This is a genomic window from Vibrio qingdaonensis (genome assembly GCF_026191675.1).
In the GTDB taxonomy this organism is placed as follows: domain Bacteria; phylum Pseudomonadota; class Gammaproteobacteria; order Enterobacterales; family Vibrionaceae; genus Vibrio; species Vibrio qingdaonensis.
This window is the reverse complement of the sequence record NZ_JAKRRY010000024.1, coordinates 80,613-91,989: the sequence shown is the minus strand read 5'-3', so window position 1 is coordinate 91,989 and position 11,377 is coordinate 80,613. Positions and strand designations below refer to the sequence as shown.

9 protein-coding genes are annotated in these 11,377 nt (G+C 38.9%); 3 read left to right on the top strand and 6 right to left on the bottom strand.

Annotation, left to right across the window (positions count from 1 at the left end; translation table 11 throughout):
- Positions 1 to 527: 527 nt before the first annotated feature.
- A complete protein-coding gene (locus MD535_RS16945; RefSeq protein WP_265676215.1) occupies positions 528 to 1,001 on the bottom strand; it encodes a hypothetical protein in 474 nt (157 codons plus the stop codon).
- A gap of 658 nt (positions 1,002 to 1,659) precedes the next feature.
- Between MD535_RS16945 and MD535_RS16940 the strand changes: the two genes are divergently transcribed.
- The gene (locus MD535_RS16940) at positions 1,660 to 2,739 is read left to right on the top strand and encodes a plasmid recombination protein (protein ID WP_265676214.1); all 1,080 of its coding nucleotides are present in this window, start codon (positions 1,660 to 1,662) and stop codon (positions 2,737 to 2,739) included.
- A gap of 1,004 nt (positions 2,740 to 3,743) precedes the next feature.
- Here the strand turns inward: MD535_RS16940 and MD535_RS16935 are convergent.
- The 5 genes from MD535_RS16935 to MD535_RS16915 form a co-directional block, all read right to left on the bottom strand.
- On the bottom strand, positions 3,744 to 4,490 hold the full coding sequence (locus MD535_RS16935; protein WP_265676213.1) for an HNH endonuclease: 747 nt from the start codon (positions 4,488 to 4,490) through the stop codon (positions 3,744 to 3,746).
- A complete protein-coding gene (locus MD535_RS16930; RefSeq protein ID WP_265676211.1) occupies positions 4,483 to 6,045 on the bottom strand; it encodes an AAA family ATPase in 1,563 nt (520 codons plus the stop codon). Before MD535_RS16930 ends, MD535_RS16935 begins: the two co-directional genes overlap by 8 nt.
- A complete protein-coding gene (locus tag MD535_RS16925) occupies positions 6,046 to 6,534 on the bottom strand; it encodes a hypothetical protein (protein ID WP_265676210.1) in 489 nt (162 codons plus the stop codon).
- Positions 6,535 to 6,967: 433 nt separating this feature from the next.
- The gene (locus tag MD535_RS16920; protein ID WP_265676209.1) at positions 6,968 to 8,566 is read right to left on the bottom strand and encodes a tyrosine-type recombinase/integrase; all 1,599 of its coding nucleotides are present in this window, start codon (positions 8,564 to 8,566) and stop codon (positions 6,968 to 6,970) included.
- 299 nt (positions 8,567 to 8,865) lie between these two features.
- The gene (locus MD535_RS16915; protein ID WP_265676208.1) at positions 8,866 to 10,002 is read right to left on the bottom strand and encodes a flagellar assembly protein FlgT; all 1,137 of its coding nucleotides are present in this window, start codon (positions 10,000 to 10,002) and stop codon (positions 8,866 to 8,868) included.
- Between the two features lie 173 nt (positions 10,003 to 10,175).
- On the opposite strand from MD535_RS16915, the gene MD535_RS16910 reads away from it, so the two are divergent.
- A complete protein-coding gene (locus MD535_RS16910) occupies positions 10,176 to 10,811 on the top strand; it encodes a FlgO family outer membrane protein (RefSeq protein WP_250619698.1) in 636 nt (211 codons plus the stop codon).
- Positions 10,812 to 10,820: 9 nt separating this feature from the next.
- Positions 10,821 to 11,249 (top strand): LPP20 family lipoprotein, encoded by a 429-nt coding sequence (locus MD535_RS16905; RefSeq protein WP_265676207.1) that lies wholly within the window; start codon positions 10,821 to 10,823, stop codon positions 11,247 to 11,249.
- Positions 11,250 to 11,377 lie beyond the last annotated feature (128 nt).

Sequence of the window (11,377 nt, the reverse complement as noted above, 5' to 3'; positions counted from 1 at the left end):
CTTCACTGTGAAGATTTGCTTGAATTAGGTAGGAAATGGCCTTATTTGACATGATGTAGAGGTGAAGGAAAGGAGAACTGACAAGTGACTGAAAATTCGCTTTAAGTGAAGAAAAAAAGTTAACCTTTTTAAGTTTATCTTTTGATCTCGGGTCAGGTTAAATTCGTGTATTGCGGGAGTGAATCTTTTAAACAACCAAGTGCTGCTTGGATAAAAAATGAACCAGAAGAGGGGGGGGTAAAAAACTCTTCTAGTTCATTGATTTCACTTAAAGTGGGTGAAATATTTCGAGTTAAGCTAAGTAATAATGTTCCAATTTGGGGTCATTTAAACTTAACTTGATTTAGTTAATTTGACAGTATCTGAACGTAAAAAATAGCTGATTTCAGTCTATTTAAGTGCCCTAGTTTAGTTGGATAGAGCACGAGCCTCCTAAGTCTGAGCTGAGCCGCAGGTTCGAATCCTGTTGGTACACCATTCTAGATTTTCCGTATAAAAAAAACCTCCATTAAGGAGGTTTACTGGTTTTATTTGTTATCTTGTTTTTTCTTTGGTTTGGGCTTGAAAGTATCAGACTTCAGGTAGTATTTGATTTCTAGCTTCTGTTTTTGTGCATGATTAAAGCCGTTTCTTATCTCAACAGGCTGAGCGCTGCTTTTTACTAACCTGTTATCTTCAGACCACCACTGCTTGCGTGTTTTCTTTTGTAAGCATTCATCTTCATAGTAGTAATATTTCTTTTTATACATGTCGCTTATTGGCCTAGCACCTTCAATCGGTATGGCGTCAGATTCGCTGTAGACAGGGATAGTTTGTTCTATAGCGTAGTAAACCCCTTTCTTGTGTCTATAACCTCGCTCAAAGCGCGTAGGGTATCGTTTTTCCTTTGCTAACCATTGCTTCGCAGTCTTTATGCTTTCATCGCCTTTGAGTCGCGCAGGGTCTTCTCTGAGAGCCTCAAGTTTGTGAGTCAGTGCGTCTGTATTGTTAAAACAAGTCATTAGTTATCCTTTTTATTTTGTTGACTTGCTGTCATTAACTCATGTTTATAAAGACCATTCCATACTAGGAAATGGATATTCTTGATATTTTGGTGGGTTTAAGATGAATTAACCTTTAATGGTTTAATTTGTTAACTTTATTAAGCAGGTCGCTTTGCAAGGCGACCTGCTTTACCTGCTTGCTTTGCAAGCAGAATTGAACGATGTATTCTTTGGTTTGCTTGTCTGGGGTGAAGTCTTATGATTTCTTTGAAGTAAGAAGGAAATGATGATTATTTGATACAATGAAGAAATTTATATTTGAAGGTATAAGTAATAAGTTAGTCTTCTTTTTAACCGCTGTCAAGCTTTTTTTTGCGTAAGGTGCTGAATTATAAAGTATAATGGATAATATTTATTTGTCAGATATGGTGTTTAGCAACTGAAATTTGTGGGTATATGTATAAGCATAGTAACCGACTATGCTTATCTTTCATCCATCGTGCCTCGGTTCAGATAAGCGTCGGTTGGGGACTTCATCCCCAAACCCCTGATAACTTTTTTTATTGTATTTTCAATACAGAAAAAAAGTTGCATGTATACTAAAAAGTTTCTTTTTTGTAAACTATTTTTAATTAATACATGATGTTATAATATTATAAATAATAAAAACCACATCATGTCAGGATATCAGTTTATACACTTAGAAACCTACAGTAATCATACGTCTAAGTCTGGCAAAGCTTCTATGCATAGCATAGTTAATGAAGCAATGCGCGTAGATGATTGCTGTCCGCATGTTTTCCAACCACAAACACCTGAAATCCTCTTTGGTTTAGATCCGCGCAAACTACCAGATATCGCACTGGCACGTTCTCTAAAAGCAAGAGATAAGCAAGGTAGAAGGATACGTAACGATGCCCCCTTGTTACTCGCTGGGGTTATCAGTATCCCTGCTGAATCAGATCTAGATTTTAAGAAATTCTTATCTTTGTCACTGGCATTTCTAAAGCGTACTTATAGCAAAAATCTAGCTTCGGCTGTTCTTCATCTCGACGAAGAACACCCTCACCTACATTTTTATGCAGTACCTAGCCTTAAAGACGGTGGGTTTTCAATGGCTGAAATTCATCCTGGCATTAGAGCCAGAAATGAATGTCAGGGAAAGGGCTACTCCAAGAAAGCGAATGCATACAAACAAGCGATGAGAGGGTATCAGGACTCGTTCTATGCTCAGGTAGGCTCAGAGATTGGTATGACAAGGCTTGGGCCAAAGGTTCAACGCTTGACGCGTAAGCAATGGAAAGCTCAACAAGCTCAAGCCAAAGCGTTCTCGGCAAAACATTCTGAATTGACCAGAAAGCAGAGAATAATTAGCAAAGCGCAAAAGTTTATCGATACCACAAAGAAAGAGATCCAGCAGCGTGAAATAGAGCTGACACAGATTGAAAAAGCAGTGTTCTTTCAGAACAAAGAGAAGAAGAAAAACGCGTATCTGAGAAAACGCCTTTCTGCTGCAGAGAAAGAGTTAGCTCACCTTGCTGAACATGCAGAAGGCTTAGAACTCAAAAATTCCAACTTCCTGCAAGAGCTTAAAAAACTTAGACGAAACAACAAAAGCTATCAGCAGAAATTTGACGCTATGGCTTATAAGTTGTCACTTAAAGATGAATACATTCTTCAATTAAAACAAAAACTTAGAGATAATAATTATGAAAAAGCAAATTCTACTTATGCATCAAATTCTTACAGCTATTAAAGAGCTGTCATCTGTATCTGAACGGGGGTTTATCCGACTTATCTGGGCGATCACCGAACATGCTGTGAGGCAATCTCGGAGAGGAAAGGGGGAAGAAGTTAGCATAATTAATGATATACGCCAGTTCGTTACTCATCTAAATGAGAAGTACCCGATAGAAGCGGATGAGCTCGAAGGTTATGAAAAACACTGCGAGCCAGAAAGCCATATTCGTTAACAAAAATCAGTCGCTCTTTGTCTGAGTGGCTAATAATTCATCATATATCCATTACTGCTTTTTGAAACGAGTATGCGTGTAAAGTTATTATAGAAGTGTCGAAGCGCATTGGGGGATTGCGCACTTCTTTTAATTAACTATAAGAATTATAAGTAATGATTGATATTAGCTACACAAATCTCTCCGAGATCGAGGAGTTTCTTACACCTTACTGCAACCACTCCCGTATAAAAAATCTTGGTAACGATAACATTCATTTTTTGCTGAACGACCTACAATAGCGTCTAGATGTGGTACTAAGTCGCTCAGAGCAAAAAGGATTACAGGTTGTAATCGCCGTCCCGAAAGCGCGTAAAGGAAATACTAAACATGTTAAATATGAGCGTTTTCGTTAAGGGGGGGAAGTTGCAGAAATATTTTTCAGCCAATCCCCGACTAAAGAAATTCGTCTAACCAATCTACATAGCTTTGAACAGCAGGTTTTTAATAGGCTGAGGAAGAGCAGCAGGAATTTGAATTTTAATCTATCGCCATTTTCACCGTTCACGGTGGGGTATAATGATAAATAAAAGTGTGGCTGAACTGTACTGGTTCATACTCGATCTCACACGTTTGCTGATAAGTCACGATCCTCGTACAGACGGCCTGTTGGTATCGTGACTCATAACTGGATAAAAACGTCTTATAGATTTTGCTAAATAAGTAAATTACGGATTATTTTTAGTATCGAAAAGGCACACAAAACTGGCCAGAATATCTTGTCAAATACAGTCTAATGAACAGCATTTTAACATAATGTGAGATTTTTAATCTGAGATTCCAAGTCCGTATGCTCTAATGTCCACAAGTCAGTCAAAATCATTTTCTTCTTTAGCTCATTGAATTCTTCAGACTGAATAAGCACTGTCGAGTAGGTAGCTGAGTACTCTTTATCTTTCAAACCATTTCTTAGTATTGCTTCCATCCCGTTTTTAATTTTAGATTTTCTTTTAGTACTTGTTTGAACTCCAGAAACAACATCATCAGTCAATTCAATATATTCTAAAAGTTTATCTAATAGAGCATTACCAATCTCAAAACGCTTTTTAACCAATCTATCTTGATCGTTCAAATTTAACAGTATAATAGATAGATTTCCAATATCGTCCTTATGTTTAAAACGATAATTCATCAATAACTTTAAATGATTTTTAGGTTCAGATGTGCAAGGGTTTATAATGGGTTCTAATTTAGTATCATGAGTTCCTTTCTTTCCATTACACCTTCTACAAGAAGGTAGTAGATTATCCCAATCAACAACTTCATCTTTATATTTATCTTTGTGGTGAAAGTGCTCAACTTCTAAATATTTGCTTTCCTCACCCAATAAGGTTTCACAAAAAGCACACTTATTAGATGACATTTCGATCAAAGACTTCTTAATATATTCTTTTGACCAAACGGAATTGCCATCTTCTTTAAACTTATTAGTTAATGAAACTTGAACTTCATGGGTAAGTTCTATTGGCTTTTGGGGTCTGTCTAGTTTAATCATCTCCCACTCCAATCATCTGAATCTCCAAAACTCTTCTCAGTACATTTTCAGGATGTAGAATTTCAGAAAGTTCTTTGTGTATAAGGTGGGCTGTGTATGAATCATCACGCTCAATAGCTTCATTAAAAGATACAATTAGCGACTTGTATAACCGACTTCTCGTTTCGTCCATCCCCATTACATCTTGCAAAATTTCATCCACAGTCCATCCTTGATAACTTTTAGTCAAATTAAGATGGGAACTATTTTCGACATGCATAGGTACAACATGAGCGTTATCTTTGTTGATGTTTGAAACTATGTGTGGAGAGTGTGTCGCTATAATAAAGTGACAGCCAATATATTTAATGAAAGTCTCTTCAAGTAGCCTTATAAACCCAGCTTGCCAAGATGGATGTAAGCTTATCTCTGGCTCATCAATAAATATAAAAGTATTGTCAGTAATCCTCGATGCTATACCAAATATATTGCTCAAAATACATACCTGTCCAGAGCTTAAATGTAAAGAGTCAATATAATTACCATCATATTCAAAGAATACATTGGAAATATTTATTAAATTAAAATAAAGTAATGTGGCAATATTCTCTGCTTCACTGTTATACTCTGTAATATCGAAGTTGATTTCCATCAACTCAGAATTGAATCTATTATCAAATGGATCATTAGAGTCGATTGTTATTTTTGACTTAACATAGTCAATAGCCGCTATTAGTTTTTCTTTTTGTCTATTATTGCTATTTGTGCTTGTATCGCCCAACCCTAAACTGGTGAATCTATCTCGTGCTTGTGAACTAATAATTCTATCAGCAAACTCGGGTGTACTATCTAGGCGATGATAATAATCACTTTTTAATCTAAATTTAATTGATGTCCGTTTGCCAAATGATAAATAATCTAAAATTGCACTCACATTAGTTTTATTAGAGCCTTCTAGTGTTAATAATATAGACTTTGCGAGTTGCTCTACTTTAGGGTTTACATAATCATCGCTTATAGAGTTCATGTATTTATAATCTTTCTCCTGAATCTTTCCAATGTAGAAATAACTAACAACCTCATCTGATTGAATGATCGGGAACTTTATATATGGACTTTCTGAAACAGCAACTATATTTATATCATTAATACTTCTTTTTAAGAATGCATCATTCCTTTGCGATCTGACACTAAATTCATACCTGTAAGCATCTTCTTTAAGGTGTTGCTTCTCTCCTTTAAAATTAACTAGTACACGGTCTTCATTAGTTTGTACGAAAGATGAGTGAATAGAACTACCTTTATAATTAATAGTTGCAGCAACAGCTACACTCTGAGGTTCTAGTGTAGCCTTGTAGCGATTCTCCAAATAGCTATCTAGAATATCATTATGTTTATAATTATGCTTATCTGAAACCTTCATTCTAAGTAAGATATTTATCAGTTCACGTATGGTTTCACTTTTTCCAGAACCGTTTTCCCCTAGAAATAATGTATATACATTTGAATCACATTTCGAATTACTGTTTGTTAATCTATATTGCTTTCCATTAATCTCTACATCAGTTAATTTCATTTAGTTTATCCCAAACATAGCATGGCCGTTAACTGATGTATTTCTTGACATGGAATTATTCCCAACATTCAGTGAAGTATGATTACCATGAATATTTAAACCTAACGGCCTAAGGTCTAATTTAATCACTTCAAGACTTTCATCTGTATGATTTCCTGCCTCAACGATTATTTGGCCATTTATTACAATTTGAAAACCATACTTTGTACTAGTAAGTTCCACAGAAGAATGTTTAACTTCTGAGTTTGAAATAAGCTCTAAGTACCTACTATCTTTTGAAGTATCAGAGCTTTCTTGTATCTTAATAGAGAGCCAAACTCTAGGTTCTATTCCTTTTCTAATGACCAAAGGGTGCCAGCCTGAATCCGTTGACAAGATATGCGTTGTATTGACTAATGTATTGCTACATACCACCAACTCTTTGTAAAGATCAGCAGTGTCGTAATCATGATTAAGGAGTTCTAATTTTCTTGCTTCTTCAAAAGGCATTTCATACATCTCCAAAAAATACGTTACAAAAAACATACTATAGAATCAGGTGCTTAGCAACATAAGTGGCTGACACATTGTGGTTATTTGAACTCTAAGACGAATTTGAAGAGCTGCCTACCTACTGAACTCCAGAGTTGTTATCTGCTCTCCCCTTTTTAGTCCTGCCAAAGGTTAGTAATGATTGGCATCCATATAGGCAGGTATTTTTTTGGATAAGGAAATGTATAGTGAAACAGCATCAACAGCCAATGAATGAACTTTTGCTCTAAATTGAAAAGGGACGTGTTACGGCTATGTTTGTGATCACCAAGCGGCTATGTTGTACGCTCTGGTTGTGACTCGATATCAACGGTGTCAGATTGAATATGAGTCACTACTAGGTACCAGTACGGTTCAGACCTAACCCATCTTAGCAGTGTTACATCACCAGTTAGAGTTGAAACATTAACCAGTCTTCAACTTCATCGCTTTGCTTTTGTTGATTCAACAATTTCACTGTTAAAACAAATTTCTTCCATTGACTACGGTAGATCTTTCCTTCTTCAGGTATTTCTAACCCATTGATAAAAGCCTTAAAGTATCGCTTCACTTCAATTGGCATATCACTTTCAGACACAGCAACAATCGGATCGCCTTCTTTGACATTGCTCTGTTCACTTTGCTTGTGGTTCTTGTTGTTATGCATCTGACGTAGGGTAGGGCGCACACTTTCGGTATCGTGCTTAATGTAGTACTTCATTACCGTATCTGGATTGTCACCGAGCAACTTTGATGTAACTTCAATTCCCTCGGTTTTTGCAAGGCTTGATGCGAAAGTATGGCGAAAGTCATAAGGTCTTGATTCTAAGGGGAGCTTGAAGTGATCTTTAACAGCATGCCATGGTTTACTTGTAGCGCCGTCAGTTATATGACCAGTATTTGACCCTTTTCTTGATGGAAACATATGGCCGTGTTCATTATCGAAGTACTCATCTGAGGCAAGATACTCATTGATCATTCGCCAGTAGTAATCAGATTCAATTGGAATTGTGCGGCTTTTGCGCGTTTTTCCACTGATCAGTGAAGGGATGAAGATTACGCGCTCAGAAATACGAAAGTTATCCTTGGTGTTACGATACGCCTCGGAGTTACGAACGCCAGCCACAATCATAGTTGCAAGGACGATCTTTGCCGCTTTTGAGCCAAGTACATCATCCTGCCATAGATAGCGCAAAACAGTTTCTATTGAGAGTTCATCGAATATTATGATTTCACGCTGATTTGCGTGCTCGTCTTTAAAGCGTGCAACTTCCCCGTCAATAGGATTTTTTCTGATATACCCTGCGCCAACCCAGATATTCAGCATTGCGTTAATTTGCGTGTAAGCCTTGCGGTTAGTATCGGGGCTTCTTATTGTGGTTACATCATTAGTTGGATTCACCACTTCTTTCTTCCAGTGTTCCACTAAGGTTTCTAACCAATTTTTATTAGCATCTTTTAGCTTTTGACTGAGTAATGGCTTGATATCACGCTTGATAGCATTGAGTGACTTAGGGGAAATTGGGCGAATAGAGCCGTTTTTTATCTTGTACTTGGTTCTGTCTTTGCTGTACTGCTTACTTAAGTAATCTTCAATTGTCCACTCGCGGATATGTAGCACTTCTGGCGCTAATTGTTCTTCAGCTAGCAACTCTTTTACTTGTTTCTTAAATGCGGCACGAGCACCTGCAACCGTCATATACCCAGCATCGGGCTTGATATGAGTGTTAGCATTAGGTTCTTGCCAGCGACCGAGCTTTATCATAGTGCGCTGTGCTGGCTTAATGTAGAAAGTTTTTGCCGTCTTGCTGACTCTTAGCACAAGGCTAAATTTCTTGATGTTGTTGGTGAGGTCGTACAGATCTTTACTGCCATCTTTGATTAGCGGCAGCTTCTTGATAAGCCGATCTTTAAAGTGGAACGAAGTCTGCTTTTTCGGGTGCAATAGATGACTATCTTTCACATATCTTTTTAGTTCAAAATCCGCTTTTTTTACACCGATACGACTCATTAATTTAACTCACGTTATAGCACTTTGCGTAGCACTATAGCATTTTGGATAGCACTTTTTAAGGGAGCTGCATTATTAACTTGAATGGATGATTTAAGGTGCTGCTCAGCGAGAATTAACCTTAATTGGTTGATTATAAACAATTTTAATTTGAATTTATAATCGCTTGTAAATATTTTGATTGAGATTCATTCGATAAGCAGCCCCTTAGGAGGGGGCCGCGCTATCCAGCTGTGCCACGGGAGCTTATGGCTTATAATACTCAATTATTTGAATAAGTTAAGCCTATATTGTTAGTTTTATGGTTGTTTGTGCATGACATCGCCAATCTGAATGCTGTTGGCTAAGCTTGGTTGGTCGACGGTTGCTTCTGCTTCTCGCTCATAGACTCGAGATACCGTTAAAGTAATGTCACTTTGTGAGACTTTATTGCGCGGCAATCCATTTTGGTCGATGAATGACCCAGTATGCCAAAGCGTGAGCTTATCTCCGGCTTGGACGCCGTGTACTCGCCCTAAATCTAGCGTAATTTTATTGCCGTAACTGGCAACGACTTCTGGCAAGGTCATTTTGCAAGACACTTCCGCTTCAAAATCTAACATAATGTTGCGGCTAACACGTTGCATCATCTCACCGTAGGTGGATGTCCAAAAACGGGCGCTTTTTGTATCTACTTTACTGGTTTTCGCAAACGGCCATTTGGCGATTTCACGGTATGAATGCTGGAATATCTCATGGCCTGTTTTGCCATCAAAAATAGCTAAGTTCATGGCAAATTGTCGATTGGTGACATCATCGCTCAGTAAGCCGCCGGCTGTGATGGTGGCTGTTAAGTCGTTAATCTCTCCGGTGATTAAGTATTGTGCGCCAAGATCTTGTGCGATCATTTTTATCCGCTCTGGCTGTCGCTTGTCAATTTCATAGCGGGTAGTACCCACTGAAACAAAGCTGTACGAGCGAGTGGCAAGCTGTTTTTCAATCACCGAGCTGTAATCTTCGCCAAGCTTATAGATTTGTCCCATCACGGCCTGCTGAGGGTCGACAATGTCAAACATTGCCACCCCAAAGGTCTTTTTGTATTGGCTTTGATGGCAAGCCTTTGCCGATGGATAGATATCCACGCGGACTTTAACGAACATTTGGTTGCCGCTGGTGTATTTATCATCAATGACAATATGGCGAACTTCAGAGTCAATGAACTGGTATTGCTCTTTGTCATCTTCAAGCAGTGGCGCTAGCCCTGAAAGGCTGCCAATATCGGCTCCGGCAAAATCTACCGCTTTGTAGACCGCGTCCTCTAAGGCATAGATCCTTGCCGCCTTTTCTGACGATACGATGGTTGAGACACCAGTGACCTCATACCAAGCGGCGTGCGCCGAGCTAGCACCAATAGCGAGTAAGGTACTTGAAACTAAAGAACAAATAATTTTTTTCATGCGACCAATCCAAATGCGGAACAATATTTGCTAGATGATTATTGCTAAACGTTTACCAGCGAATATTGGAGCGGACTTTCTTATTAACGACAACAATGAGAAAGCAAAGATTGTTCCAACCTTCACAGGCTCAGGAATTAATCTACCCAATTCACAACTTTGGAGAGTGAAACATGAAAAAGTGGCTATTGATGGCATCGGTGTTAACACTGACCTCTTGTGCCTACTCACCAATCTATAACGGTAAAGAAACCTACAGCGGCAGTAAATTTATGCTGATGGAAAGTCCCCGTCATACGATGGACTATTTTGTAGAAGGTTTGACCGAAGACCTTGTTGAGTCAAACACCAGTGTATCGGTGAGAACCCCTATTGCAGTGGCATCCTTTGTGGATTTGCAGAGTATGGAATCCACCAATTGGTTAGGCAATTCTGTGTCTGAAGGATTCATCCATCAGTTGCAACGCCGTGGGTTTAAAGTTGTCGACTTTAAAACAACGGGCTCGATACAGGTGACGAGCCAAGGTGACTTTGCGTTAAGCCGAGATTGGAAAGACTTAGCTCAAGAGCAACAAATTCAGTTTGTTTTGACGGGCACGATGCTGCGTCAAGAAGGTGGTGTGTTAATTAATGCTCGTGTGGTTGGTATGCAATCGCGAGTCGTGGTTGCGTCTGCACAAGGTTTCTTACCAGCAGATCGCATTGGTCGAGATCTTGATACGTTAAATCAAATGCGTACAGAAGATGGGGTATTGATTCGTTCAGACCCAATGATGACCTCGCCGCATACTATCATTCTACGACCATAGGAAATGACAATGAGAATCTGGTTAATGGCATTGGCCACGATGCTGATGGTTGGTTGTGCACCAATCGGTACGCTTAACCAAAATACGTTGACGGCTGTCGGTTATGCCAGCATTAGTGAGCAATCGGGTCGCACTGAAGAAGAGAAGCAAGTGCGTGCCATGCGTGCCTCTAAAATTGATGCATACCGCGAGCTGGCAGAGCAAGTATACGGTCTTCGAGTGTCGGCAAGAGCGGATCTGCAAGACCAAAAGCTTGGCGTAGAGTCGACAACTGGGGCCGTTGACGGTGTGATTCGTGGCGCGGAAGTGGTCAGAAGCTATAAAGTCGGTGACAGTTATGTCACAGAACTGCTGCTCGACATTGAAAAAATGGACAGGCTTCGCGACTACGGTGAAATCCGTCGTGTTCCAGAGAAGAAGCGTCAAACCTTGTTTTAATGGATAACTGTTTTTACGGATAACTGTTTTAACGACTAACGTTAATTGCAGGATGTATAAAGGAGCGGCAATGATTGTCGCTTTTTTTGATCGTGTATAAGAATTAGGTGTGCTTAAACTTTGATTGT

Bases quoted from the DNA above. Each gene is read 5' to 3' on its own strand.
- MD535_RS16915 (WP_265676208.1), bottom strand. From the start codon at position 10,002: ATGAAAAAAATTATTTGTTCTTTAGTTTCAAGTACCTTACTCGCTATT.
- MD535_RS16930 (WP_265676211.1), bottom strand. From the start codon at position 6,045: ATGAAATTAACTGATGTAGAGATTAATGGAAAGCAATATAGATTAACA.
- MD535_RS16925 (WP_265676210.1), bottom strand. From the start codon at position 6,534: ATGCCTTTTGAAGAAGCAAGAAAATTAGAACTCCTTAATCATGATTAC.
- MD535_RS16905 (WP_265676207.1), top strand. From the start codon at position 10,821: ATGAGAATCTGGTTAATGGCATTGGCCACGATGCTGATGGTTGGTTGT.
- MD535_RS16935 (WP_265676213.1), bottom strand. From the start codon at position 4,490: ATGATTAAACTAGACAGACCCCAAAAGCCAATAGAACTTACCCATGAA.
- MD535_RS16945 (WP_265676215.1), bottom strand. From the start codon at position 1,001: ATGACTTGTTTTAACAATACAGACGCACTGACTCACAAACTTGAGGCT.
- MD535_RS16940 (WP_265676214.1), top strand. From the start codon at position 1,660: ATGTCAGGATATCAGTTTATACACTTAGAAACCTACAGTAATCATACG.
- MD535_RS16920 (WP_265676209.1), bottom strand. From the start codon at position 8,566: ATGAGTCGTATCGGTGTAAAAAAAGCGGATTTTGAACTAAAAAGATAT.
- MD535_RS16910 (WP_250619698.1), top strand. From the start codon at position 10,176: ATGAAAAAGTGGCTATTGATGGCATCGGTGTTAACACTGACCTCTTGT.